24 protein-coding genes are annotated in these 25,293 nt (G+C 47.5%); 10 read left to right on the forward strand and 14 right to left on the reverse strand.

Annotated features, from left to right (window positions below; translation table 11 throughout):
* The first annotated feature begins 40 nt into the window (after positions 1-40).
* The gene (gene fliE, locus EJN92_RS18995; protein WP_126129266.1) at positions 41-388 is read left to right on the forward strand and encodes a flagellar hook-basal body complex protein FliE; all 348 of its coding nucleotides are present in this window, start codon (positions 41-43) and stop codon (positions 386-388) included.
* A gap of 80 nt (positions 389-468) precedes the next feature.
* Here the strand turns inward: fliE and EJN92_RS19000 are convergent, their stop codons facing one another.
* The 10 genes from EJN92_RS19000 to EJN92_RS19045 all read right to left on the reverse strand — a co-directional run bounded on the left by EJN92_RS19000 (position 469) and on the right by EJN92_RS19045 (position 10,710).
* Positions 469-1,230 (reverse strand): flagellar brake protein, encoded by a 762-nt coding sequence (locus EJN92_RS19000; RefSeq protein WP_126129267.1) that lies wholly within the window; start codon positions 1,228-1,230, stop codon positions 469-471.
* 75 nt (positions 1,231-1,305) lie between these two features.
* A complete protein-coding gene (locus EJN92_RS19005) occupies positions 1,306-1,602 on the reverse strand; it encodes an EscU/YscU/HrcU family type III secretion system export apparatus switch protein (RefSeq protein ID WP_126129268.1) in 297 nt (98 codons plus the stop codon).
* Positions 1,586-2,779, reverse strand: coding sequence for a flagellar hook-length control protein FliK (gene fliK / locus EJN92_RS19010; protein WP_126129269.1), 1,194 nt, complete (start codon positions 2,777-2,779; stop codon positions 1,586-1,588). The genes EJN92_RS19005 and fliK overlap by 17 nt, the downstream gene beginning before the upstream one ends.
* 35 nt (positions 2,780-2,814) lie before the next feature.
* A complete protein-coding gene (locus EJN92_RS19015; RefSeq protein ID WP_227869608.1) occupies positions 2,815-3,144 on the reverse strand; it encodes a flagellar protein FliT in 330 nt (109 codons plus the stop codon).
* A gap of 3 nt (positions 3,145-3,147) precedes the next feature.
* Complete coding sequence (gene fliS / locus EJN92_RS19020; protein ID WP_126129270.1) at positions 3,148-3,618, reverse strand: flagellar export chaperone FliS; 471 nt, start codon at positions 3,616-3,618, stop codon at positions 3,148-3,150.
* A gap of 36 nt (positions 3,619-3,654) precedes the next feature.
* The gene (fliD, locus tag EJN92_RS19025) at positions 3,655-5,676 is read right to left on the reverse strand and encodes a flagellar filament capping protein FliD (RefSeq protein WP_126129271.1); all 2,022 of its coding nucleotides are present in this window, start codon (positions 5,674-5,676) and stop codon (positions 3,655-3,657) included.
* Between the two features lie 137 nt (positions 5,677-5,813).
* Positions 5,814-6,185, reverse strand: a complete 372-nt coding sequence (locus EJN92_RS19030; protein ID WP_126129272.1) for a flagellar protein FlaG — start codon at positions 6,183-6,185, stop codon at positions 5,814-5,816.
* 90 nt (positions 6,186-6,275) lie between these two features.
* A complete protein-coding gene (locus tag EJN92_RS19035; protein WP_126129273.1) occupies positions 6,276-7,820 on the reverse strand; it encodes a flagellin N-terminal helical domain-containing protein in 1,545 nt (514 codons plus the stop codon).
* A 529-nt stretch (positions 7,821-8,349) separates the two neighbouring features.
* Positions 8,350-9,990 (reverse strand): GGDEF domain-containing protein, encoded by a 1,641-nt coding sequence (locus EJN92_RS19040; protein ID WP_126129274.1) that lies wholly within the window; start codon positions 9,988-9,990, stop codon positions 8,350-8,352.
* Between the two features lie 72 nt (positions 9,991-10,062).
* Positions 10,063-10,710: a response regulator gene (locus EJN92_RS19045; protein ID WP_126129275.1), complete on the reverse strand. Its 648-nt coding sequence runs from the start codon at positions 10,708-10,710 to the stop codon at positions 10,063-10,065.
* 123 nt (positions 10,711-10,833) lie between these two features.
* Here EJN92_RS19045 and greB point away from each other — a divergent pair, with 123 nt between their 5' ends.
* Positions 10,834-11,388, forward strand: coding sequence for a transcription elongation factor GreB (gene greB / locus EJN92_RS19050; RefSeq protein WP_126129276.1), 555 nt, complete (start codon positions 10,834-10,836; stop codon positions 11,386-11,388).
* A gap of 48 nt (positions 11,389-11,436) precedes the next feature.
* Entirely contained in the window at positions 11,437-12,795 is a 1,359-nt protein-coding gene (locus EJN92_RS19055; RefSeq protein ID WP_126129277.1) for a DUF3422 family protein, read from the forward strand.
* Positions 12,796-12,873: 78 nt separating this feature from the next.
* Here the strand turns inward: EJN92_RS19055 and EJN92_RS19060 are convergent, their stop codons facing one another.
* From EJN92_RS19060 to EJN92_RS19075, 4 genes are all read right to left on the reverse strand, one after another.
* Entirely contained in the window at positions 12,874-15,156 is a 2,283-nt protein-coding gene (locus tag EJN92_RS19060) for a RelA/SpoT family protein (RefSeq protein ID WP_126129278.1), read from the reverse strand.
* 44 nt (positions 15,157-15,200) lie between these two features.
* Complete coding sequence (rpoZ, locus tag EJN92_RS19065) at positions 15,201-15,404, reverse strand: DNA-directed RNA polymerase subunit omega (protein WP_126129279.1); 204 nt, start codon at positions 15,402-15,404, stop codon at positions 15,201-15,203.
* 9 nt (positions 15,405-15,413) lie between these two features.
* A complete protein-coding gene (gmk, locus tag EJN92_RS19070; RefSeq protein ID WP_126129280.1) occupies positions 15,414-16,061 on the reverse strand; it encodes a guanylate kinase in 648 nt (215 codons plus the stop codon).
* 130 nt (positions 16,062-16,191) lie between these two features.
* The gene (locus EJN92_RS19075) at positions 16,192-17,109 is read right to left on the reverse strand and encodes a YicC/YloC family endoribonuclease (protein ID WP_227869609.1); all 918 of its coding nucleotides are present in this window, start codon (positions 17,107-17,109) and stop codon (positions 16,192-16,194) included.
* A gap of 159 nt (positions 17,110-17,268) precedes the next feature.
* Here EJN92_RS19075 and EJN92_RS19080 point away from each other — a divergent pair, with 159 nt between their 5' ends.
* The 7 genes from EJN92_RS19080 (at position 17,269) to EJN92_RS19110 (ending at position 25,219) form a co-directional block, all read left to right on the forward strand.
* Positions 17,269-18,282 (forward strand): serine/threonine protein kinase, encoded by a 1,014-nt coding sequence (locus EJN92_RS19080; RefSeq protein ID WP_126129281.1) that lies wholly within the window; start codon positions 17,269-17,271, stop codon positions 18,280-18,282.
* A 53-nt stretch (positions 18,283-18,335) separates the two neighbouring features.
* Positions 18,336-19,271: a PP2C family protein-serine/threonine phosphatase gene (locus EJN92_RS19085; protein ID WP_126129282.1), complete on the forward strand. Its 936-nt coding sequence runs from the start codon at positions 18,336-18,338 to the stop codon at positions 19,269-19,271.
* Between the two features lie 4 nt (positions 19,272-19,275).
* Positions 19,276-20,013, forward strand: a complete 738-nt coding sequence (gene rph, locus EJN92_RS19090) for a ribonuclease PH (RefSeq protein WP_126129283.1) — start codon at positions 19,276-19,278, stop codon at positions 20,011-20,013.
* Positions 20,010-20,594, forward strand: a complete 585-nt coding sequence (gene rdgB, locus EJN92_RS19095; protein WP_126129284.1) for an RdgB/HAM1 family non-canonical purine NTP pyrophosphatase — start codon at positions 20,010-20,012, stop codon at positions 20,592-20,594. Before rph ends, rdgB begins: the two co-directional genes overlap by 4 nt.
* Positions 20,591-21,841 (forward strand): radical SAM family heme chaperone HemW, encoded by a 1,251-nt coding sequence (hemW, locus tag EJN92_RS19100; protein ID WP_126129285.1) that lies wholly within the window; start codon positions 20,591-20,593, stop codon positions 21,839-21,841. The genes rdgB and hemW overlap by 4 nt, the downstream gene beginning before the upstream one ends.
* 145 nt (positions 21,842-21,986) lie before the next feature.
* Positions 21,987-23,189, forward strand: a complete 1,203-nt coding sequence (locus EJN92_RS19105; RefSeq protein WP_126129286.1) for an EAL and HDOD domain-containing protein — start codon at positions 21,987-21,989, stop codon at positions 23,187-23,189.
* Between the two features lie 2 nt (positions 23,190-23,191).
* Positions 23,192-25,219, forward strand: coding sequence for a putative bifunctional diguanylate cyclase/phosphodiesterase (locus EJN92_RS19110; RefSeq protein ID WP_126129287.1), 2,028 nt, complete (start codon positions 23,192-23,194; stop codon positions 25,217-25,219).
* Positions 25,220-25,293: the final 74 nt, after the last annotated feature.

Genomic DNA, 25,293 nt, shown 5'->3' on the forward strand with positions numbered 1-25,293 from the left:
TGGTGTTAAGGTGTTGAAGTGACAAAAATTGGAGGTGAAAATGAAAGTAGGTGGAATCGATACTAGTCGCATCGAGGCAATGGTCGCGCAATTAAAAGCGGCTGGCGCGCGCATGGAGGCAAATGGACTCGATGGCGTCAGTCCAGGCACTCAGGCTACTGGGAGGTTAGATTTTGCGGACGCCTTGAAAGCTTCTTTGGATCAAGTGAATCGCGTACAAAGTTCGTCTCAGCAGTTAGGTGAAAAATTTGCGCTCGGTGATGATAAGGTGAGTCTGTCTGATGTGATGATTTCCATGCAAAAGGCAAACATCTCGTTTCAAACCACGATACAAGTTAGAAATAAATTGATCTCTGCATACCATGACATCATGAATATGCAAATATAGAATTTGAGACTAGGCAAAAAGGGCGGGGCGCAGCCGGAGTAGATTTTCTTGGTCTTTGAATCTATGCAAAATGATGCGAGCTATATGCGTCCAGCTAATTTCGCGTTGCGCTCTCTCTCTAGTTTCATGATGTAGCGTTGTATGCTCGCCAAGACTGCGCTTGAGAGATTAATAAACTGACATCCAAGTCGGCGGTTGCTTTTTCCATTTAGAAGTATCAAATCCTGAGTGCTTCTAATTTGCAAGCTCACGTTAATCATGCCAGTAGCCGGTAGATCTATCTTGCAATTTTCATAAATCGTCCCAATTTCGTTGCCGAGTATTTTGCGGTCATCTAATAAAGCGATGCCACCACAACTAATGTCGACCAGCGAAATTTGTACGCTTTCAATACCTGTATCTTCGTCTAATGGGATAGTGCAGCGTATAGGATTAGATAGCGGTGTGTTGATGCGGTAATACTCACGCCTTTGTAAGCGTATCAAACTGGTTGGTATGGCTAATTGCAATGCCGGGCGCCCATCGATGCTAGTGTTTTGTATGCTACTCGACGAGAACTGTATGCTTATTTTATCTAGTAGACCTTCAAAATACACTCTTGGTGCTTCTATCATGCGCTGATTGGCTAATTGACCTGGGGCGCAATCTATAACGAGCAAATTGTTGGTATCGTCGACATCGATGACGGTAGTGATAAAAATTTCTGCTCCGCCCGAGATCATCATGCTGATGAACTGGTTGCTCTCCTTTAGGCCGCGCATCAAGGCGATTATTTCACGTCGGGAATCGACTTGAAATGGGTGTTGATTTTCTGTACCAAGGGATGGGGGCGACGATTGCATAGGTGAGGGCTAATGTTGGTAAGGTTTTATATGGACATGCATCAAAAAAACGAAGCTTTGCACATCCCGGCTAGGCTATTTGGGCGGTGTCGATAGCCCAGAGTTTTTTTCAGTCTCGATATGGTATAGCCAAGCTAATAGTTCTGCAACAACCCGATAGAGATTTGGTGGAATATCCTGGTCCAGATCGACCTTCATGAGTAACGAGACCAATTCTTTCGACTGGTGGATAAAGACGCCATGTTCTTTTGCCCTGGAAATGATCTCTTCAGCGATGAGGCCCTTGCCCTTTGCGACGACCTTAGGTGCATTATCTCCAGCCTGGTAGGCAATCGCTACTGCAGTTTGAATTGGTTTAGACTTGTTCGTCATGTTTCACACTGATCGCTTGCAAAGTAGAGCCCGCATTGTTGAGTGCCTCAATCAATTCGGGAGCATGCTCTTGCAGGGTGTGAACTGTGTTGACGGTATCTGAGCGTAATGAAAGCTGCAATTGTCCAGCATGCATATTAATGGTGGCCGCCACTACGCCTAACAAGGGTAATTCAAATCGAACTACGCTTTGCCATTGTCCATCGGCATCAGCTTCGTTCTGACTAGTGCCGGCGTGGTTTTGATCGCGTGTAATTTTCCATTCAAACGGGAGATTTGGGATTAAACGCCCTTGCATGGACAGTCTTTGCTCCTCCAAGCTATCAAGCTGCAGGTGAATCAGTTGAGAGAGTTGTGCTTGAGTGTCATCGCTATGTGTGGCATTCGCAAAATTGACCGATGCCGCATTATTCATTTGTGCTTGTGGCTCTTGCATTAAATTACTTTTGATGAATTTTCCTTCGGCCCAACTTGCAACATGAGACTCGTAGAACAAACCACTGCCAGATACAAATTGCTGTAAGCGGCTAGCTAGCTTCTCTGGGTTGGTAAGTTCTTCACTATTTTGCAATATCATTGTCTTCGACACCAGAGTGGCGTTTGGCCCCTGCAACTCGGCCTCTTTCAATATGCTATTGATGAGCTTTGCGGCATTGCTGAGTGATGTTGTTGCACTAGCACTCGCTTGTTGGTCGAGTTGAACTAAGGTTTTTGAATTTGCAATCGTGCTTGTTGTATCGGTTGCTATGTCGAGGATATATGAACCCGAATTGTCAGTATTCGTTTTTGAGAGAAGTGTAGCGGCCTTATTTGCTTTGCTATCGGGCAAAAAATTCTTAATCAGATCTTGCTGGGCGAAGGTCGCCACAGAAGTGCGATCGCCGTGCCCTCCAAGTAAAAAGGTCGGACGCGGGCTAACTGCAAGCAAGGTGAGGGGAATAGCGTCGCCTACTTTTGACTCCTGTGGCAAGGCCATGCGTGCGGTCGCACCGGCTATTTTGACAAAGAACGTACCATCATTGCGGCGAGAGAGTATTTCTCCCTGAATTTGCTTACCAATGACGAGTTGGCTTAATTTTGATGCGACTTCTTGTTTGGTCGCAGTAATGACAGCCGAAGCGGAAGGCGCTTCGATGGTGACGCCAGGCCTACTATTAATGTCGACCCTTGGCAGCATGGTGTAGACTCAATCGTAGCGAATAGTCAAAAGATTTAATCGTTGCCGTAACTCTGAGATAGTTTGCGATTCGACTCTGAATTTTTCATTAACTTGGATAATTGCAACATCCAAGGTTCAGTAATGTCGCGTATTTCTTTATCATCAGCCAGTATTTTTTTGATGATGGCAATTTTTTTATTCTTTATTTCTAAAGGCAACTCAAGATTGGTATCCTTGTTTTGAATTTCTTGTACGCTGTTGTAGCACGTGCGCTCCAACTCTGTCAGTAGATCCCAGTCAGCAGATTTCGCAGCATTGAGCATGCGGTCGGTAATTTCAGCGACATTTTCGTAGATAGAAATCATTTCCATACTATTCAACATGAATCAAGCCTCCAGATGGTTGGTTGGACGAGGTGCCAATGCATCATAGCTCTGCTTTGGTAACTCGGTGACTGCAGCGGGAATGGGAGCAATTGTTTCCCATGTAATTTTTAAATCTCTCAATAACTCCCGAATTTCTGTGAGTTTAGATGGGTCATTATGTAAATTGGCGAACAGCAGTTGTTGACTCATATATTCATATAGCGCATCCAGAGTGATGGCAATTTCTCCGCCAACTTTTTTGTCTAGGCTGGCGCGTAGTCCGTTTTCTATGATCGCTATTGCTTTCGAAATCGAAAGCCCTTTCGCAGGAATATTCCCAGCCTCTAAATAGCTTAAGGCATTTGAAATTGCCGTAATTGCGCCATCAAACAACATGACTATCAACTTATGAGGGGTGGCGGAAATCACACCTGTCTCTATGCCTACTTTGGCATAGGCGCTTGCCCCGCGTGTCTTAGTTGATCCAAACATAATATTCCTAACACTAATCGATATTTTAACGAACTGCTATTTAGAAAGTGAGGCGAGTTGCTGAGTTAGAAAATTAGAGGTACTCGTCATTTTGCTGAGCATTGTATCTAATGATCCAAATTGGATGCGGTAGCGTTTCTCAATTTGAACTAGATTGGCGTTGGCTAATTCCCGGCTCTTTGTCAGGGATTTTAAAGACGCATTTAAACCATTGGTGCGTGCTGAAATGAGACCGTCAGAAGCGAGAAAAGTGGTGGTTAATTTATTAAATTGAGCGGCATATCCTTGGGAATAATTAACTGTGCCTCTATCGCCTAAACTGCCACCAGTGACCGTAAGTTTTATTCCTTCTGCGGCATTGTTCTTGGCTCCAGTCAGGACTTGTCCAAGCCCGACGGCTGCAGTGCCGTTAATGGTACCTGCGACATCCAACCCAGCAACGCCTGTGCCAAGGTTTAAGTTTGCAGCACCATTGCCAGCTGTAATATTCGCGGTAGAAACCGAGCCGTATTTGTTTGAGGTTATACTTAAAATGCCACCTGTAGAGGTGACCGCAACACTAGAGCCCTCAGAGGCAAACGCAGCAACACCATTGATTTTCGTTTGAATTTCAGCAGCTAAAGTGGCCGCACTCGCATACGTAGCTTGTCCAAGCTTAATCGTGGCAGTTTTGCCGTCTATCTGTACGTCCAGCGTGTCATTGCTGGCATCGATCAGCAAGCTCGTTGGTGCGCCGGAGGCTGTGGTGCTACCCTTGGTGGCGAGTTGAGTGACGTTGACGGCATAAGCGCCAGGGGATGTTTTATCAGTTACGCCAGAATAGGCGACCAAGCTATCGCTACTTTTTCCAGCGACCGCAAAGAGTCCTGCGAAATCTCCGAAATTACTATCAATAGCGCTTTGCAATTTTGCGCTATTGAGTGTCATGGTGCCGTCTTTTTCCAGAGTAATGCCGATTTTAGATAGATTGGTGAATGAATTGGTGCCGCCCACAACCGGTGCATTTAAGACGCCGCGGATTTGCGTTTCTATTGAACGTAAACTCGACTCTCCATTTAATATTGCACTGGCTTTTGTTTCTGAGTTAAACGCAACTGCATCTTTAAGGGTCTTACTAATTTCGTTGTAAGACTTCACAAAGGCATTTACCGCGGTAGAAATTGAGGCTGTATCACGTGCTACCGTCACCGTAGTGGCGCTCGCCACATTGGTTTTTAGTAGTGTGAGCGTTACGCCAGAAATGGCATCGCTGACCGTGTTGCTCGCTTTCGATATGGCGATACCATCGATCTTAAATTCGGCATTTTGCGCAGTTTGGGTTTCAGCCAGCGCTTGCGCATTGGCTGGATCGTGATTTAGCAAGGTCGATAAGGCAGTACTGGTGCCGGGCGCGTCGTCCACCACAGACATCTTTAAACTATTATTTTTACCTGTGCCGGTGCTCGATAAGGCTAAGCGATAGGGCGAAGTGCCGCCATCATTGACGATCGTGGCAGTGACTCCGACATTGGCCTTATTGATGGCATCGCGAATGCCAGAGAGTGAATTGTTGGTGGCGTCTATCGTGACAGTTTTAATACCCGCACCATTGCTAGTGAATGTTCTACCCGCACCGCTATACTTGCCTGTCACAGGATCGAAACTTCCGGTAGGGCCAAGATCGACCGTGCCAAAATCAAAAGTAATGACGCCATTACTGATAGCGCTAGTCGCACTAGCTTGGCCGACTGCCGCCAATTTTTGGGATTGGGCTAATTTACTCACCTCTAAAGAGTAACTACCTGCTGCAGCCGACGTTGATGCGCTCACTGATGCGACGCTAGCGTCGGCAGTGGATCCGCGTACCGCTTGAAATTTACTGATGTCAGAAAGTGCGCTGACGGAAGTCTGGAATTGAGAAATTGCACCTTTAAGAGTGCCAAAGCCAGTGAGCTTGGCTTGGTAGCTAGCCTCTTTGCGATTCAGTGCCACGATAGGTTGCTGTTCGGCCGCCATCAATTTGCTGATGAGGCCATTGACATCGAGGTTGGAACCTATACCTGGTGATGAGATGCTCACAGTAAACTCCTGACGAAAACCAAATTATAAATGCCTATTGCCATTGCTAAATTAAATGTTAGAAGCGGAATTCTGGGTCTATTCTAAGCTTGCCAATGAGCGCATGCTAAAACGCATATTGCTTTGTAGCGAACAACTTATGCTTTTTCTTTGATCAATTTACCTATCATTTGATCCAGCGCCTTGGCGATTTCTAGTGCCTCTTGGGTGGGCATCTGACGTAAGACTTCTTTGGTTTGCGGATCGATGACTTTGACGATATTTTGTTTGCTGTCTGTATCGATAGAAAACTCTATGCCTTGGGATAGAGATTGCATCGATTTATTGATGTCGCTCACCGCCTGTTTTACCTGTTCTGCTGTGGGTGTCGGCGCTGCCCTCACGACCGCCTCTGCAGTTTGCACTGGTGCCGCTTTGGTGTTGGTAATCGCAGGTGTCGTGCCCGGTTGCCTAGCATCAACCGCCCGTGGTGTGGGTGTGGCGAGATTGCCCACTGCTCCGATTTCCATGATAAATTCTCCATTGTATAAACCCGGCTGAATGAGCTCAGCCGGGTCGCACATCTACATCTTAGTTACATATTACTGCTGTTTTAGATCTTAACCACGTAATAGTGTCAATACACCATTTGGCAGGGCGTTAGCCTGTGCCAACATTGCTGTACCTGCTTGTTGCAACACTTGATTACGGGCTAAGCTGGCTGTTTCACCGGCATAGTCAGTATCCAAGATGCGGCTACGTGCAGCGCTGAGGTTCTCAGAAGTTGATTGCAGGCTGCTGATCGTGGTACTGAAACGATTTTGCAAAGCACCCAAAGAAGCGCGCGAGGAACTGATGTTGGCAATCGCTGAATCAATCACTTGTAAAGCGTTATTTGCACCAGTTGGTATGCCGTTAGTGAGAGTCGTTACATCAATCGATGCTACTGCGCTCAAAGTACTACCAACTGCACCATTGGCAACATCGAAAATACCTGAGGTATTTACACTGGTAGACACCGTAAATGCAGAGGCTGAATTAAATTTCACTGTGCCACCAACTGTTGCTGTATCAGTTGCAGTTCCTGATGCTGTTAAAGTTACCGGGGTTCCAGCTGCGCCCGCACTAGTCGTGCCCGTGACTGTAATGGCCGTTTGTGCAGTTCCGTTGAAGACACCGATGTCATAACCCTTGTCTTGGGCTAAGTCGATTGCCCCAGTGGTCAAGTTGGCGATCGCAGTGATGCCGGTTTGTCCGCTTTGTGCATTAATGGCATTGGCGAGACCCGCTACGTCAGTCGCTGTAGCTAATGTGGCTGAAACGGTGACTGGATTGGCATTGCCATTGGCTTTTGGTGCGCCTTGTAAGGTCAAGCTAACATTGCCTGCTACGAAGCCCGCTAAAGTTGCTGAAGTAGTTGCAGTTGCTGAAACACCCGTGGTTCCTGCCGCACTTGTGACCGCTGCTGCAACTTTTTGAGCGGACGAGCCGATTGTTAAAGTAGTATTTGGAATGGTTGCAGATGTGCCATTACCTTGAACCGTAATTGCTTGCGCTAAAAAGACGTTGGCGGCAATTACTCCAGTAGCGGCACCCAAATGCGCTTGAGATAATGTCGTTGCGGCTGTTGCTGCGTTGGGGCCTACAGCATTGTTACCAATAGCATTTGCCTGAGCGCTACCGATGGAGAAGTTAATTGTTTGGTTGGCATTAGCGCCAACCTGGAACTGGGCATTATTCAATGATCCATCGAGTACGTTTTGGCCGTTAAACTGAGTGGTGCCGGCAACGCGGTTGATCTCTTGCTGGATTTGGCCTACCTCTTGTTGTATAGAAGCACGATCCGATGCAGAGTTCGTACCATTCGCAGCCTGTACTGACAAAGTACGCATGCGTTGCAACAGATCTGTAGTGGTCGACAAGCCGCCTTCAGCAGTTTGCGTCATCGAGATACCGTCGTTGGCATTACGTGCTGCCTGATTGAGACCATTGACTTGACCTGTCATCCGATCAGAAATTGCCAAACCTGCTGCATCGTCTTTGGCGCTATTGATGCGCAGACCGGAGGAGAGGCGTTGAATCGACGTCGTCAGGGCATTTTGCGATGAAGTAAGATTGCGCTGAGCATTGAGCGACGGGACATTGGTGTTGATTACTGAGGACATTTTAATACTCCTTGACTAAGTTATTCAAATTTGGCGATACGCCTTAAACTTTGGTCTGTCTTACTTTTACTTTCGGACCGCCGTTGAATTTGGTAACGGACGATGTTCTGAAATATTTAATTACTTATCGGAAATAAATATGTTTTTTTTGCCTTAAGTTTTTTCTCTTATACCGTTCATCGACAAGAATTAGAAATACTTTAGGGTTAAAAAAGCTTTATTTTTAGCTGGTTTTTCTATGAAAACCCGGTGGAGGGGCAGCACGAGAGCGATTTTAGAGCCCTTTGCACAGCTACTTTAATCTACAGTGCCGGCTAAGCATTGGCGGTAAGCGGCGACCTGACGCTGGTGGGTGGATGCGCGGGGCATTGTGCTCGGCGTTTTTACCCTTTGCGGCAGCGAACGGCTTAGGTGTCGTAAAAATAAATAGGGCATGCCCGCTTGCGCATATTCCATGCGGGTTTGCGGGCATGCTGGCCTGGAGGCCGCATGGACTATGCGCCTTGGCGGCATGCCTTATAAAAAATGCTCAGGCGGCCTTGACTACGCGGTTTTTGCCGGTCTTTTTGGCTTCGTACATGGCGGCATCGGCGCGCTTGATGGTAGCGTCTTGGGTTTCGCGTGGTGCACGTAGGGCAACACCGGCACTAAAGGTGATAAACAGGCGCTGATCATTGGCTGAGAAAAAATGGGTGGTGAGCTCGCGTTGTACCCTGGTCATTGCCATGGCTGCTTCGTCCAGCGTGGTTTCTGGCATCACGATTAAAAATTCTTCGCCGCCGTAACGCGCGATCACGTCGATAGAGCGCAGCGTCTGTTTGACGATGCGTACCAGATGCACCAGCGCCTCATCGCCAGCCGAATGGCCATAGGTATCATTTAGTTTTTTGAAGTTATCTAGGTCGAGCATGGCTGCGCATAGTGGCGTGCCACGACGATCGGCGCGATCCGCTTCGCGCTCGAACACATCGTCCAGTCCACGCCGATTTAAGCTGCCGGTGAGTTGGTCTTCTCTGACCAGTTCGCTCATGTGAGCGAGTTTATCTTCTAGTTCTTTGATTCTGACTTCGGATTCTTTGACTTCTTTTTGCGCCGCAACCATGATGTCGTGCGAGCGCATGGTCTCTATCTGCACGGTCTGGGTTTCGTCCAGTATTGCACCGATTAATTGATTAACCTCTCCGGTGTCTCTGGTATTACTGATCTGTTTGGAGTAGTTGGCGATTTTTTCGTGGTAGGTGCTGGTGCTATTGGTCATTACATCGAGCCTGTCGATGAAGGTCGCCATCATATTCTTGACCGAAGTCTTAGACTCATCGATGCTATGTTTTAAAACACCTTGCTTGTAGATAACGTCTTTCAGACTACGCGTTGCCTCTTGCAGCGCTCTATGGTCGATAGGGCCGGCAATGAGGCTTTGTATCACTGCGATTTGACCGCTTAGCCAATTATCATCGTCCAGCAGTTCTTTGACGTTTTCTAGTAATAAACCAAAGAGGCGTAGCAAGAGTTCTTGCTGCTCGGCGGTATCGCCACTCTTGAGTTCTATCTGAAAACACAGTTGTTTGAGGCGATTGCCGATTTGATTCAGGCTGCCTTCATTTTCTGCCGCTTTGACTGCGCGCCCCAGTGCCTCGGCTTCTTCTGCCAATTCTGGGTTTGGTTTCAAGAGTGAGGTAAGAGCCAGGCTTAAAGTTCGAAACAGCAAATCCTTGAGTATCTGTGGGCGTTGATCTGGAAGCGCACCCTCGTCGACCAAGGAGATGCGCGGGGCTGCGACCGGCAAGGGGTCAACTAAGCTGATTCCTGCACTAGCTGGTTTTACATTTACTTTTTCCGCCAGTTGATTCAAGCCTTTGCTGTAATCTTCCCAGTCGCCGCTATTGATGGCACGGCTAAAACGATGGCCGAAATTGGCGAGTTCGCCTTGCGACTGTTGCAAACTCTGTGCAAAACCGCTGAGCAGTTTCTCTGCCTCGCTAGGGGCTAAGTCTGTGGCAGTAATGGCGCTGATCGCCTCAGCTTCATCTGGAACCCCGGAGATTTCGGTATATAACTTGCGATAGGCTTCAGGGGTAGGGGCGATGCGCTCTATGGCCAAGCGGCGAAACGTTTCTCTGGCGATGTCGGTCGGCGTTTTAAACGAGGTTTCACTTGGTTTCTTTGACATGGCTGCTTCCCGTCTGATATGGATGCTATTTGATCTCAATGCACTTGAGCAATTCTTGAACGGCTAACCTGATTATTCAACCAGTTGGCGCTTGATTGCATAGTGGGTCAGTTCTGCATTATGACGTAATTTCATCTTGAGTAATATTCTTGATCGGTACTCGCTGATGGTCTTGACTGACAAGGACAGTTCTTTGGCAATATCGCTGACAGATTTGCCGGAGGCAATCATGCGTAAAGTTTGGAACTCTCTATCCGACAAAGTCTTATGGAGTTCGCCCTCGTACTCTTGGGTCAGATTATTCGCCAACTCTTGCGCCAGTGCAGGGCTAATATATTTTAAGCCCGCCGCTACTTGCCGAATCGCATTGATGATTTCAAGTGCGCTACTTAGTTTGTGCAGATAGCCAGAAGCGCCTGCTTTATGGACGCGCACTGCAAACTGATCTTCTTTGTGTGCGGAGAAAATAATCACGGCGGTCTGAGGCAATTCGTTCTTAATCTGCTTAAGTACTTCTATGCCACTCTTATCTGCCAGGGATATTTCCAGTATCAGTACTTGATGCGCCATTTGGCGCGACAAGCGTATTGCTTCCAGCCCTGAGTTGGTCTCGCCAACCACGCGGATGTCGTCGGTACTCGCGAGTATACTTTTTAAACCTTCGCGTACCACGGCGTGTTCATCGGCGATAAGTACTTTGATTGCTGCATTGTCTGTCATGCGTATGCCTAAGGTCGAATGCGATAGGAATCGCTAAGAATGTGAGTTGCTATTTTATAAGGGATGCCGCAGTTGTGGTGTGTAGATAACAAAAAAAATGCCGTACTCCGCTACAATGGGCTAATGAATAAAGCATTTACAAAAGAAAACGAGCAGTCTGAGGACGACGAGCAAGAAAACGCCGCCCCTGCCATTCCAGCTGGAGCGAAAAATTACATGACGCCCGCTGGACATCTGGCGATGAAAACCGAGTTTTTGCGACTGATCGATGTGGATAGGCCGGAAGTGGTCAGTATCGTCTCGTGGGCGGCATCGAATGGCGATCGTTCTGAAAATGGTGATTACATTTATGGCAAACGCCGCCTCCGAGAAATTGACAGGCGCTTGCGTTTCCTCAGCAAACGTTTGGATATTGCTGAAGTAGTCGATCCGCGCGTCCATCATGGTTCGGATCAAGTATTTTTTGGTGCCACCGTGGTCTATGAAAATGGTCTCGGTGAAGAAATTACCGTGACCATCGTCGGTGTCGATGAATTTGATCCGCTGCGCGGAAAGATCAGCTGGATATCGCCAGTCGCGCGCGCGCTTACCAAAGCTAGAATTGGCGACAGCGTCAGCCTGCATACGCCCTTAGGCATGGATGAATTGACCATACTTGATGTGCGCTATCCCGCCTGATTATTTTGCTTTAGCCCAATAGAATTCGTATTAAATTTTCGGAAAATTATGAGTCTCGTTTATTCGCAATTAAATCATTCACTACGTATCCCGCTTGCAGCAGAAATCCACTCCCGCCCATCATTGCGTTTGCGTGCCCCCGAGGCGATCACCCATTTGGCCGTGTATTCCAAAGATGATGACAAATTTGGACAGGATAATCTAGGTCGGCAATTGGCGATCCTGGGGGCATTTTGTGGCTATTTCGGAGTCGCCAGTCCCGCTGGCGAGGCGAAGTATTTTTTTCACGACTTCGGACGTTTTCGTCTGAAGTGGGAATGTCACACCGAGTTTGCTACTTTCACCTTTGTCGAGAATGAGAATGGTGAGGATGTCACTGAGCATGGTGTTAGCGAGGCCTTTCTAAGGGTGCCAGTGAAGCATCTGCCGCAACAATGGTTGCTTGATTTAAAGGGCACCATCATGGTGGCCGCCCACGTGGTATTGATACCGGCACAGGGCGGGCACGCGAACACAATAGAGAGCATCAACGCGACTTTCCCAGGTAGCGTTTTGGTCGGTAGCGGTGTCTTGCAGCGCGGTGAGGTTTGGACTGATTTCTTGATACACCCTGATGGTTTTAGCCGATTTGTCGTCAAAGATCTGGATTTCCTGGATCAGCAGGCAGGGCGCATAGTTCAGCGTTTACTGGAGATCGAAACCTATCGAATGATGGCCTTGTTAGGCCTGCCATACGCGCAAAAATCTGCGCCTATTTTGTCTGTCATCGAAGATGAGTTAGTCAGCTTGACTGCGGACATGACAATGGGCGCGCCGTCGTCGGCGCATGTTGCAGCCAGCGATGAAGCCGATACTGAGCAAGTGCTGTTGCGCCAAATCATCGATCTGGCAGCGCGCACCGAGCGGCTTTCTACTGAAAACAGTTATCGTTTCTCTGCCTCTAAGGCTTATTTTCGGCTGGTGCAATCGCGTATCGAGGAATTAAGGGAAAGTCGCATTGAGGGCATTCCCACCATAGAAGAATTTATGGATAGGCGACTGGCTCCGGCGATGAATACCTGTGAGGCGATTTTACGACGTCAAGTCACTTTGGCCGATAGGATTGCGCACACCAATGATTTATTGCGTACCAGGGTAGGAATAGTGCAAGAGCAGCAGAATAGACGGATTTTGCAATCGATGAACGCGCGTGCTGCACAACAACTGCGGCTACAGCAAGCGGTTGAGGGTTTGTCGGTCGCTGCCATTACTTACTATGTCGCCGGCTTATTTAGTTATTTAGGTAAAGCGGTCAAGGCGATAGGTGTGCAAATTAACCCTGATCTGGTGACGGGTTTATTAATACCTGTCATTGCGACTGCGGTTTGGCTGGGATTGCGGCGCATGCATCGTAGCTTAAGTCATTGAGGGTGTGAGTTTGCCAGAGTTTCAGCGTAGTGTTTGGTGAAGCTCTGGGGCATCTAATCTGTCGAGAATAATCGTTGGCTAACCGTGTTCGCGCCAAATTTTACTTACGCCACTTAAATGTTTGACGTTACGCATGAGTCGCGCCAGATGCGTGCGGTCTTCTATCTGTATCGTGAAATGGATATTCGTGATGTCATTGGCTTGCCCATCTTCTATGCTGACATGACTGATGTTGGCATCGGACTCACCAATTTCTGCGGCGATGCGGGCTAAGGCACCGCGTTCATTGTTGGTCATCGCGGTGATGCGGCAATCAAAACGGCGGTTTAAATCGTCACCCCAATTGACGTCTATCCAACGGTCCGGTTCTTTCACTTGAAGGCGCTTGGCGTTGTCACAATAATCGGTGTGCACCACCAAACCTTGATCGCGCTTGAGTTGGCCGACGATGCCGTCTCCAGGTATCGGCAAGCAGCAACTGGCTAGTTGCACCGAGACGCCTTCGCTACCATAGATAATGACGGGCTCAGGCTTGCTTGATTTTTCACCTTCAAATTCCTGGAAGGGGATAGAGGGTGAATCATCTTCGACTAAATCGAGGATGTGACGTGCCACCAGTGCCGCCATGCGTTTGCCGATACCGATGTCGGTATGAATCTCTTCCAGCGTCTTGGCGCTCGATTCATTGAGCAACTTATCCACGAGCGAAGCGGGAAGCTCAGGATTAAGATGCACCGCCATCAAGGCTTGCGCCAATAATTGCTTACCTAATTCTGTCGATTCGTTGAGGCTAATTGTGCGTAAATAATGTCGAATCGCGGAGCGCGCCTTGCCGGTTCTGACATAGGTCAGCCAATTTGGCGTTGGATGCGAATTGGGCGAGGTAATAATCTCAATAATGTCGCCATTTTTTAGTTCGGAACGCAGCGGAACTGGGTCGTTGTTGATACGGGTAGCGATGGCCTGATCACCGATATCGGTATGAATATTATAAGCAAAGTCGAGCGCGGTGGCGCCACGGGGTAAAGCAATAATTTTTGATTTTGGCGTAAACACGTAAACCGAATCGGGGAATAGATCGATTTTTACATGTTCTAAAAATTCTGCAGAGTCGCCGGTTTGCTTTTGGATATCGAGTAAAGACTGTAGCCAGGCATGCGTGCGTTGTTGCAAATCCGTTAAACTATCATCTTCATTTTTATACAACCAATGCGCTGCCACGCCCGATTCTGCCACATGATGCATGTCTTGCGTGCGGATCTGAAACTCTACCGGCGTGCCATAAGGGCCAATTAAGGTGGTATGCAGCGACTGGTAACCATTGCTCTTAGGGATAGCGATGTAATCTTTGAACTTGCCTGGCATGGGCTTATACAACGCATGCAAAGTGCCAAGGGCAAAATAACTGTTGGGAAAACTGCTAACAACCACACGGAAACCATATACGTCGAGAACTTGTGAAAAACTCAGGCGCTTGTCGGCCATTTTCCTATAAATGCCGTATAGGGTTTTTTCGCGACCATACACTTCGGCAGTTAAACCAGCGCTACTCAAAGCGGCTTTGACCGCATCCATGATCTTATTCACCACTTCGCGCCGGTTGCCGCGCGCTGCTTTTACCGCTTTGGCTAAGGTTTTGTAGCGTAGAGGGTAAATGTGGGCAAAAGCTAAATCTTGCAATTCGCGATAAATATTATTCAGACCCAGGCGGTGTGCAATGGGCACATACACTTCCATGGTTTCGCGCGAGATACGTCTTTGCTTTTCTGCTGACATCACACCCAAGGTGCGCATATTGTGCAGGCGATCAGCCAGCTTAACCAGAATAACGCGCACATCGCGCGCCATGGCCAGCAGCATTTTCCTGAAATTTTCAGCCTGTGCTTCTATCTGGCTTTGAAATTCTATCTTTTCAAGTTTTGATAATCCATCCACCAGCGCTGCCACTGGCGCGCCAAAACGCTCGATCAATTCTTCTTTTTTGACATCCTGATCTTCCATGACGTCGTGCAAGAGGGCTGCCATGATGGCTTGTACATCCAATTTCCATTCGGCGCATATTTCTGCGACTGCGATAGGGTGAGAGATGTAGGGTTCGCCAGATCGGCGTACTTGACCAAGATGCATTTCATCAGAAAAGCGATAAGCTTCCTTGACTAATTTTAAGTCGGCAGCACTGAGGTATTCGGAAAGTTGCTTGGTGAGGTCGGTGATGGAGGCTGAGCCTGTCACTGCAGGGCGTGAAGATGTATCAACGACGGTATGACTTGTAACGGCTAGTTTTTTTTTCGGTGTGAGCAGATGCGCTGCCGATTTATCGGAAGCGGCCGGAATAGAGGAAGAGTTGTCTGTAAGATTCATTCTGTCTAATCCCAAGCCGATTCACGATCGTGATGCTAAATAGCTTAAAACGGCACTTTTTTCAGCATCTCGATACCAACTTTGCCTTCAGCGATTTCACGCAGGGCAACAACTGTCGGTTTATCTTTAGATTCGATTTTAGGTGTGTGACCTTGCAATAACTGGCGCGCGCGATAAGTTGCGCACAAAGTCAGTTGAAAGCGATTAGGGATGTTTTTCAGAGCATCTTCAATTGTGATACGTGCCATAGTGGCTCCTTAAATGATGGGGTTGGCATGGATGCCCAGTTGGGCAAACAGCGCTGTATTGCGCGACGCTTGCTGCGCGAAGCGGCAGCGGGTGGCCTTAACAATTGCATTTAATTCTGACAATGCAAGCGCAAATTCTTGGTTGATAATAACATATTCGAACTCAGACGCGTGCGCGATTTCGCCTCCAGCAGCTAAAATTCGTCGGGTAATCACGTTTGGTTCGTCTTGTCCACGCTTTTTTAAGCGGTCTTCCAAGGCAGCAATCGATGGTGGTAATATAAAAATACCAACTGCACCAGGGAAGCGTTTTTTTACTTGTTGCGAGCCTTGCCAGTCGATTTCCAAAAGGATGTCGGTGCCAGCGGCCATTTGTTGCTCAATTAAAATTCTGGAAGTTCCGTAGTAATTGCCGTGCACTTCCGCTGATTCTAAAAATTCGCCCTGCGCTCTACGCTCTAAAAAGTTTTCGACCGTGGTGAAATGATATTCGCGTCCATTCACTTCGCCCGGGCGCGGATCTCTGGTTGTGAAGGAAATCGATAATTTGATCGCCGGCTCTTGCTGCAGCAGGGCGTTGACTAGCGTCGATTTTCCTGCGCCAGAAGGTGCGGCAACTAAAAATAGGCTGCCGGCTGTGGTGGGGTTTGCTTGCATAGTGGCCTCAGCTTAAAAATGTAAACGTTTTATCGATTAATGGGGGGTATCCTAATAAACCACCCCGTTTGCGCAATCATTTCGTGCGGTGTAAAAATATACTGGCGGCAGTATAAAGAAAGACCCGGGCTTATTCAAGATTCTGTACTTGCTCACGCATTTGTTCTATCAGCAACTTTAACTCCATAGAGGCATCAGCTAACTCTTTAATGGAGGCTTTTGCTCCCAGAGTATTGGCTTCTCGATTTAATTCTTGCATCATAAAATCGAGTCGCTTGCCGACTTGTCCGCCCGTTTTAAGAATATGCCGGGTTTCTGTTAAGTGCGCAGAAAGGCGTGCTAATTCTTCGGTGACGTCGATACGTATCCCATACATAGTGACTTCTTGGCGTATCCGGTCTAGTGCCTCGTCGCGGGTAACTACCTGCGCCGCATTGGTCGGTGCGCTTTTTAAGGCAAAACCTAGCGCTTCTTCTAAGCGGGCAGTGGCTTTCTCTTGAAATTGTTGGACTATTTTTGGCATTAAGGGGCTAATGCGCGCAACAATTTTTTCCATGCCATCGACGCGGCTAAGCAGCGCCAATTCTAATGCCGCGCCTTCGCGTTCGCGACTAAGGATAAACGCTGTCAGTGTCGATTCTATGGTCGCGATAATTGCCGCTTGCAGTGTGTCAACATTAACTTCAGCTTCCTCGATCAAGCCGGGCCAGCGTAAAATTTCGTAACTGCTCAGCGGTGCAGCATCCGGAAAGCGCGCATTGATGGCGGCCTGAAAATCAGCAATTTGATTGATTACTAAGGAATTGAGTGCTTTACCGGCCGCAGTATTGATATTTTTTCCAAAACTGAAGCGACATTCTACTTTTCCACGTTGCAGCTTGCGGGCAATCGCGTCCCTGAACATCGGTTCCACGGCGCGGAAATCGTCGTTAATCCGGAATTGCAAGTCGAGAAAACGCGAGTTGACACTCTTGATTTCTATCGTAATGGTGCCCGCATCATTCTCTTTGGTGCTGGTTGCATAACCAGTCATGCTATAAATGCTCAATTGTTTTCCTTGGTATGCTGTTACGATAGGGGAAATTATTTGTGATTTAACGAAATAATTGAATAAACCCCGGTTTTGGTGAGGATTGGTCTTAGCGAGACTTTACAAAAACAAGAATAATCAACACAATCCTCATAAATTTGATGGATATAGGAAGATATGGCTGCACAGAATAATGCCCCCTTGCCAGATGGCTTGGAAATCGCTGGATATCGCATTGTAAAGAAAATTGCCTCTGGCGGGTTCAGTATTGTTTATCTTGCTTCAGATGAAGATGGCAATGCGGTCGCGATCAAGGAGTATTTACCTAGCTCGCTGGCTTTGCGTCAGCAGGGCGAGCTGGTGCCGTCGATATCCTCAGAAAACTTACCAGTCTATCGGATAGGCTTGAAGTGCTTTTTTGAAGAAGGGCGCGCCTTAGCAAGAATCGCGCACCCGAATGTCGTAAGCGTGCTTAATTTTTTTCGTGCCAATGAAACCGTCTACATGGTGATGGCCTATGAGTCTGGCCGCTCTTTGCAAGAACATATACTGCGTCGTCGCGACAAGGGTGAAAAGCCTTTAGTTTCCGAGCGCTTTATCCGGCGTATGTTTAATTTAGTGATGAACGGTTTGCGCGAAGTGCATACCAATAAGTTGCTGCATTTAGACTTGAAGCCGGCAAATATTTATCTGCGGCTCGACGGCACCCCAATTTTGCTCGATTTTGGCGCTGCGCGTCAAACGCTGAAAACCGATCTGCCTAAACTCTATCCTATGTACACGCCAGGTTTTGCTGCGCCTGAGTTGTATTCGAAAAACGGCAACCTGGGCCCGTGGACCGATATTTACAGCATAGGAGCATCCATTTTTGCCTGCATGGTCGGAGCACCACCGCAACCGGCGGACCAGCGCAAGACCATGGATAAAATGGAAAACCACTATCGTAAATTAGAAGGCTTATACTCGCCTGAATTGATAGAAGTGGTACGTATGTGCTTAAAAATGGACGCACTGGATAGACCGCAAAGCGTGTTTGCGCTTCAAAAAGCTTTGTCTGCGGTTTCTGTGCCGAAAAAAGAGCTCAGTTTAATGGAAAAAACCAAACACAAAATTTCTACTATGCTTCAGTTTGGGCGTGGCGCAGGCAGTAGTAGGGATGACACCACCATACATGACAGTTCGCAGATGTAATCATGCGTTCATGTCTTATTTAACTAAGCGTAGTAACTTAATAAATTAATTTCATGCGATTCTCCGTCTATCAAGCAAGCAATATCGGTGGCCGTAAGGTCAATCAAGACCGTATGGGCTATAGCTTTACCCGCGACACTATTTTGCTGTTATTGGCTGATGGTATGGGTGGACATATCCTTGGAGAGGTGGCTGCGACGGTTGCCATGCAAACCATAGGAAATTTGTTTCAGCAGCATGCGCATCCTATGATAGTGCGTCCTGAACGATTTTTAGAGGATAGTTTTCTAGCGGCACATAATGAAATTCATCGTTACCGCAACGAGAACAATCTGCCAGAAACGCCGCGTACGACTATCGTCGCATGTTTGATCCAAAACGGTCACGCGTATTGGGCGCACTGCGGTGACTCACGCTTGTATTGGATGCGCAATGGGCAAATTTTATTGCGTACCAAGGATCATTCGCGACTCGAAACCTTGATTGCACAAGGCAAAGTTGACCCTTCGGAGAGGCATACCCACCCGGATAGAAATAAACTGTTTAATTGCCTGGGGGCGCCGAATGCACCTATCGTTGAATTATCACGTCGTGCCGCCTTGCAGGCAGGCGATTTGATACTATTGTGCTCCGATGGTCTATGGTCGGTGCTGCCGGATCACGTGTTGGCGCAGCGATTAAATGAGCATACGATAGTGCGCGCCATTCCTGAGTTAATCCATTCCGCGACCGACATCGCAGGCAAGCAAAGCGATAACGTGACGGCTTTGGCCATGATGTGGGAAGGCACCGGCAATCTCGATGACGCCTCAATTATTTCAACCAATACTCTCCCCGTAGGGTCCATGACGACCACAATTCAAGCCACCTCTGCTGAAGACATGGAGGCGGCGGAAGTTGATATTTTCAACGATGCTGAGATAGAAAAAGCCATTGCTGAAATCCGTAACGCAATTCATAAATCATCCCGTATTACTACAAAGAATTAAATCTATGTCGCAAACTTTTCGCCCTAGCGGGCGCACCCCGGACGCATTACGCCCGGTGGTCATTAATCGTCATTTTACTAAGCATGCCGAGGGATCTGTCCTGATCGAATTTGGCGATACGCGTGTGATCTGTACTGCCAGTATTGAAGATAAAGTGCCCGGCTTTTTAAAGGGTAAGGGTAAAGGCTGGATGACGGCCGAATATGGCATGCTGCCACGCTCCACCCATACACGTATGGACCGAGAATCTGCCAAAGGCAAGCAGTCTGGACGCACCCAGGAAATTCAGCGACTTATAGGCCGCTCTTTGCGTGCCGCCTTTGATCTGGATTGTTTTGGTGAGCGTACCTTGCATATTGATTGCGATGTGATACAGGCCGATGGCGGCACCCGTACTGCTGCGATTACTGGTGCGATGGTGGCCGCACACGACGCTTTTTCCAAACTGCTAGGGCGGGGCGTGATTAGTCAAATACCACTTAAGCATTTTGTGGCGGCTATTTCTGTTGGTGTGTATCACGGTGTCCCGGTGCTCGATTTAGATTATCTGGAAGATTCTACTTGTGACACCGACATGAATGTGGTGATGACCGAGGCTGGGGATTTCATCGAGGTGCAGGGTACTGCCGAAGGGGCAGCTTTTGATCGTGCGGCACTTAATGGCTTACTCGATTTGGCAGGGGAGGGGATTGCCGACTTGATCGCTTTACAAAAACAGGTATTGGGTTTGTCTTTATCATGACACGCAAGATCGTATTAGCTTCAAATAATCAGGGCAAGCTGAAGGAGTTTTTCCAGATTCTTGCGCCTATTGGTATCAGTTTGCATGCGCAAGGCGAGTTTGGCGTTAGTGAGGCCGAAGAGCCTCATCTGACTTTTGTTGAAAATGCCTTGCTAAAAGCACGCCATGCAGCTGCCGCTACTGGCTTGCCGGCCTTGGCAGATGATTCTGGATTGTGCGTGAATGCCTTGTCTGGTGCGCCTGGCGTGCGGTCGGCGCGGTTTGCCGGTGAACCTAAATCAGATCAGGCAAATAATCAGCATTTGGTCAGCCAACTGACGCTACATGCAGATAAATCTGCATATTACTACTGTGTTTTGGTCTATGTGCGCTCAGAGTTTGATCCGCAGCCTGTGATCGCCGATGGTGTCTGGCAAGGTGAGATTGTGGCAGAGGCGCGTGGAGAATTTGGTTTTGGCTATGATCCGCATTTTTTTATACCGGCTCTGGGTAAGACCGTTGCTGAATTATCTCCAGCCGAAAAAAACAGCCTATCTCATCGAGGTCAGGCATTGCGCGCCTTGCTTGAGAAATTAAAATGATACCGATAAAACCAGTTGCCAGCTTAAAGAGCTGCAATCTGACCCTGTCTGCAATCCCAGCGCAGGTTGCTGAGCATTACCTGGGGCCTGGCAGCCTTAATCTGACTGTGCTGCCACCCTTGTCCTTGTACATACATTTTCCGTGGTGCGTTAAGAAGTGCCCGTATTGCGATTTTAATTCGCATGATGTGAACTCAAACTTTGACGAGGACCGTTATCTATTGGCTGTACGTGCAGACTTAGAGGCGGCTTTGCCTTTAGTTTGGGGGCGCAAAATTTATACCATTTTCATCGGTGGTGGTACGCCCAGCCTGATGTCTGCGGCGGGGCTAGATAGATTGATGTCTGATGTTAGAACCTTACTGCCTATAGATAGCGCAGCCGAGGTGACGATGGAAGCCAATCCAGGGACCTTTGAAACCGAAAAATTTAAATCGTATCGCGCCAGCGGGATTAATCGTTTGTCGGTAGGGATACAGAGTTTTAATTCACAGCACTTGCATGCACTGGGACGCATCCATAATGGCAATGAGGCGCTACGTGCGGTGGAAATTGCCCATACCCATTTTGATAATTTCAATCTTGATTTGATGTTTGCTTTGCCTGGGCAGACTTTGACGGAGTCGCTGCAAGACGTCGATATGGCGATACGCTTGGCACCTCCACATCTGTCGCTTTATCATCTGACGCTGGAACCAAATACCTATTTCGCCAAGTTCCCGCCAGTAATACCTGACGATGATCTGAGTGCAGAGATGCAAGATGAGATCCAGCTGCGCATGGAAGCTGCCGGCTATACAAATTACGAAGTCTCAGCCTATGCAAAGCCCGGGCGCGAATCCCGGCACAACCTTAATTACTGGAATTTCGGTGATTATCTGGGCATAGGCGCTGGTGCGCATTCCAAACTCTCTTTTCCACATCGCATTATTCGGCAGGCTCGCTATAAACAACCGAAAAACTATATGGATGAAAGCCTACGCGGTGCTGCGGTACAAGAGTCGCAGGAAATCGCGCGCCATGATTTGGGCTTCGAATTTATGCTCAATGCATTAAGACTTAATCAAGGTTTTGCGGTCAATCAATTTAGTGAGCGCACTGGAACTCCGCTCAATTCTATCGAGAAAGCGCTAGCACTTGCTGAGCAAAAACATATGATAGACAGAGATCATCTGAGTATACGACCTACCGTTTTAGGCCGTCGATTTCTGAATGACTTACAGCAGATCTTTCTCGATCTCGACTAAACATTTTGATCTGTATGTAAAAGTTGAGCGTAGATTATGTTTTCTAAGTGCGAACCTGGAAAACAAACTTATACTTTATTGCAATTGATTACTTTCCAATTTACCATTTAATTCACAAATTAGTCGCGCCATTACCATTTATTTTATGAATTCCAGCTTCAACTCAGCTATTCCGCTGGCGTCTTTGATGCCGGTAGTCAACGGCAAGCAACAATTACACGCGATTATTCCTGGTTTTCTCAGCGATGATGGGAGCCAGATCGTCCCATTTTTACAGTCACTCAAAGACGCTGGTTTTTTTGATTTACTGCCGTCTTTGCTAGTTTTTGCACCGGTTACGGAACTGGCTAATTTACCGGTTAATTTGGACGAGAGATTTCCGCCCGCGAAAATAGTTCTTTGCGTTGAAGAGGCGAGTTGCATCGATCCTGAAAATCAAATAAAACTCAGACATTTCGCGGCTAAGGGATTTACTATTTTTGTCGATAATTTTTCGTCTGAAGCTCCATTGGTATGGGATCAAACAAAAAATGTCAGCATTAATTGCAGGGCAGGATTGGCGGCTTCAGTCGCTCTTAGTTTGCGAAATTTTCCACATGGCCAGCATCTGGCAAAAAACATAGCCACACGCAGACAACTTTTTGAGGCGGCAGACGCGGGCTTTAAGTTGTTCTCGGGCGAATATGCTTTCGCAACTGACGGACAGAATAAATCTAACGATGGAAGTGCGCGCACACGCTTACTCAAATTGCTGGGACTAGTGACGCGAGATGCAGAATCACATGATCTGGAAATTTTATTTAAACAAGACGCGGCTTTGTCTTTTATGCTGTTTAAACTTGTCAGTTCTGCCGCCTTTGCTCAGACTGTGAAGGTTACCAGTTTTGGGCAAGCAATCACGCTATTGGGACGGCGACAATTACAGCGCTGGTTGCAATTATTATTGTATGCACGTCAGGATGATACTGGCGTCAGCCTCAATCCTCTGATGCTCAGAGCCGCATTTCGCGCTAGTTTGATGGAGATCATTTGTCAACGCCGTGGCGGAAATCGGGATGAGCAAGACAGCGCCTTCATGGTGGGGATGTTTTCACTATTAGATGCCTTGTTTGAGAGTGCCATGGATGACATTCTACGACCTTTAAACTTATGCGAAGAAGTACTGGGCGCCTTGTTGCAAAGAGCGGGCACCATGGGTGCTGAGCTGCGTTTGGTCGAATTGGCTGACCGGGAGCAAGCCGAGATGCTGGTGCCCAGTCTGAATGCGCTTGCCTTAGATGCTACCGATTACTATCAATGCATGAGCCAAGCTTATGTGTGGGTAAATCAGGTTTGCCAGGATATGTGAACATGATCTTATCATCTGATATGCCCAATATCAGCTTGGGTGTGGCGCTAAGTGAAGCCATATTTGGCTTACAAACTCCAGAATTAGAATTGGAGTTGGATCGAATTGTTAAGCTGATATTCGGTCATTCTTATGTTTCTTTTGTTCCTCAAGAAATAGACAAGCAGCAATCACTGAGAAATTCCAGCGTTTGCGCCTCTGCTGAAAATTACTATGTTCTATCGGGTAAAAAAGGCGCTTACAGTGAGGCTGACATCGCGACTCTAGGGGTGTTAACCCAATTGACCGCGCGTCTTTTTGCCGCCAAATTACAACTCGATGATCGTTACCATCGATCGTCACAAGCACAATTGATGCAGGCGCAAATACTCGATCAGATCCACGAGTCGGTGATCACGATGGATCTGGCAGGTTTCGTACTTAGCTGGAATAAGGGCGCCGAACGTCTATTTGGTTACACTGCGGCCGAGGCGACCGGGCAAAATATTCTATTCCTGTATGACGATGAAGATGATGAGTGCGAAAGGTTTCCAGCCTCGGATGTTTTTTTAGAGTCCGGTGGGCGCGAGATGGAGGTGCGCCGTCGCAAAAAGAATGGAGACATTTTTTGGGCGAGTTTAAGTCTATCCACCTTGCGAGGCCAGGACGGCGCAGCGATAGGCATGATAGGCTACTTGCGTGACATTACCGGTCGCAAGCAGGCCGAGGATAAAATAAATTATCTGGCCTATTACGACTTGCTGACGGCGTTGCCAAATCGTACCCATTTCAAAAAATTAGTCGATAAGGCTTTGCAGCAGAGTCAGCGCAAAGGCGCACATAGTTCTATCTTATTCGTAGACCTGAATCGGTTTAAACTCATCAATGACACGCTAGGACATCAAATCGGGGACTTGTTGTTGACGCAAGTGGCGCAAAGATTCATAGGGGTACTGCGCGAGAATGATGTGGTTGCGCGCCTTGGCAGTGATGAATTTGGCATCGCGCTAATTGATGTCAGCCAGGATTTTCATGCGGCTTTAGTTTCACAAAAAATACTGTCCTGCTTAGATTTGCCATTTCATGTCAGTGGCCATGAGCTTCGTGTCGCTGCCAGTATCGGTATTAGCGTTTATCCGCAAGATGGTGTGGATGCTACGCAATTATTGCAAAAAGCCGATATCGCGATGTTTAAAGCCAAGCGCATTGATAGTAATGCCAGCGGCAGTTATGTCTTTTACGATAATGAGATGGATCAGCATATTGCTGGGCGCTTGTATCTTGAATCTGGCATGCTGCGCGCTTTGCACTTAAATGAGTTTTTTTTGCTGTATCAACCCAAGATAGAGATCGCGTCCGGACGGATAATCGCTGCTGAGGCTTTAATTCGCTGGGCACATCCGACTAAGGGAACGATTTCCCCCTTAGAATTTATCCCTATCGCAGAAGAAACTGGTTTGATATTGCAAATCGATAGCTGGGTCTTAGATACGGCATGCGCTCAGGCGCGGCTTTGGCAAGATGCAGGCATAACGCCTTTTCGGATTGCAGTAAATGTCTCGGCCAGGGAATTTTCAGCTGACTTGCCTGACCGTATTACGCAAGCCTTGCAGGCGCACGAAATTTCTGCGGCATGGTTAGAGTTGGAAATTACAGAGAGCATGCTCATGCGCAATACTGAGAGCGTGATAAAAATCATGGGCCAAATCACTGCATTAGGGGTTTCCTTATCGCTGGATGATTTTGGAACAGGGTATTCTAGTTTGTCTTACCTCAAGCGTTTTCCTATAGAGACGCTTAAGATTGATCGTTCTTTTATTCGGGGAATTCCAGAAGATCAAGACGATTGCGCGATCGCCGGCGCGATTATTAGCATGGCAAAACAGCTAAAACATAAAGTGATTGCGGAGGGTGTAGAAAATCATCAGCAACTCAATTTTTTAAAAAAAGTAGGATGTGACGAGATTCAAGGTTATTTATTTTCACACCCTGTGGATGCCGATGAATTCAAACAATTATTGAGTCGAGATTTTCGAGTTAGGTTTGAATGAACCAATTAATCAATAGATGCGATATTTTTTCTTGAAAAGTCGCCTAAACGAAGAATTTTTTGATAGAATGACGG

It is taken from the genome of Undibacterium parvum (genome assembly GCF_003955735.1).
GTDB classification, from domain to species: domain Bacteria; phylum Pseudomonadota; class Gammaproteobacteria; order Burkholderiales; family Burkholderiaceae_D; genus Undibacterium; species Undibacterium parvum.

Bases quoted from the DNA above. Each gene is read 5' to 3' on its own strand.
- fliE (WP_126129266.1), top strand. From the start codon at position 41: ATGAAAGTAGGTGGAATCGATACTAGTCGCATCGAGGCAATGGTCGCG.
- EJN92_RS19000 (WP_126129267.1), bottom strand. From the start codon at position 1,230: ATGCAATCGTCGCCCCCATCCCTTGGTACAGAAAATCAACACCCATTT.
- EJN92_RS19005 (WP_126129268.1), bottom strand. From the start codon at position 1,602: ATGACGAACAAGTCTAAACCAATTCAAACTGCAGTAGCGATTGCCTAC.
- fliK (WP_126129269.1), bottom strand. From the start codon at position 2,779: ATGCTGCCAAGGGTCGACATTAATAGTAGGCCTGGCGTCACCATCGAA.
- EJN92_RS19015 (WP_227869608.1), bottom strand. From the start codon at position 3,144: ATGTTGAATAGTATGGAAATGATTTCTATCTACGAAAATGTCGCTGAA.
- fliS (WP_126129270.1), bottom strand. From the start codon at position 3,618: ATGTTTGGATCAACTAAGACACGCGGGGCAAGCGCCTATGCCAAAGTA.
- EJN92_RS19030 (WP_126129272.1), bottom strand. From the start codon at position 6,185: ATGGAAATCGGAGCAGTGGGCAATCTCGCCACACCCACACCACGGGCG.
- EJN92_RS19035 (WP_126129273.1), bottom strand. From the start codon at position 7,820: ATGTCCTCAGTAATCAACACCAATGTCCCGTCGCTCAATGCTCAGCGC.
- EJN92_RS19040 (WP_126129274.1), bottom strand. From the start codon at position 9,990: ATGTCAAAGAAACCAAGTGAAACCTCGTTTAAAACGCCGACCGACATC.
- EJN92_RS19045 (WP_126129275.1), bottom strand. From the start codon at position 10,710: ATGACAGACAATGCAGCAATCAAAGTACTTATCGCCGATGAACACGCC.
- greB (WP_126129276.1), top strand. From the start codon at position 10,834: ATGAATAAAGCATTTACAAAAGAAAACGAGCAGTCTGAGGACGACGAG.
- EJN92_RS19055 (WP_126129277.1), top strand. From the start codon at position 11,437: ATGAGTCTCGTTTATTCGCAATTAAATCATTCACTACGTATCCCGCTT.
- EJN92_RS19060 (WP_126129278.1), bottom strand. From the start codon at position 15,156: ATGAATCTTACAGACAACTCTTCCTCTATTCCGGCCGCTTCCGATAAA.
- rpoZ (WP_126129279.1), bottom strand. From the start codon at position 15,404: ATGGCACGTATCACAATTGAAGATGCTCTGAAAAACATCCCTAATCGC.
- gmk (WP_126129280.1), bottom strand. From the start codon at position 16,061: ATGCAAGCAAACCCCACCACAGCCGGCAGCCTATTTTTAGTTGCCGCA.
- EJN92_RS19080 (WP_126129281.1), top strand. From the start codon at position 17,269: ATGGCTGCACAGAATAATGCCCCCTTGCCAGATGGCTTGGAAATCGCT.
- EJN92_RS19085 (WP_126129282.1), top strand. From the start codon at position 18,336: ATGCGATTCTCCGTCTATCAAGCAAGCAATATCGGTGGCCGTAAGGTC.
- rph (WP_126129283.1), top strand. From the start codon at position 19,276: ATGTCGCAAACTTTTCGCCCTAGCGGGCGCACCCCGGACGCATTACGC.
- rdgB (WP_126129284.1), top strand. From the start codon at position 20,010: ATGACACGCAAGATCGTATTAGCTTCAAATAATCAGGGCAAGCTGAAG.
- hemW (WP_126129285.1), top strand. From the start codon at position 20,591: ATGATACCGATAAAACCAGTTGCCAGCTTAAAGAGCTGCAATCTGACC.
- EJN92_RS19105 (WP_126129286.1), top strand. From the start codon at position 21,987: ATGAATTCCAGCTTCAACTCAGCTATTCCGCTGGCGTCTTTGATGCCG.
- EJN92_RS19110 (WP_126129287.1), top strand. From the start codon at position 23,192: ATGATCTTATCATCTGATATGCCCAATATCAGCTTGGGTGTGGCGCTA.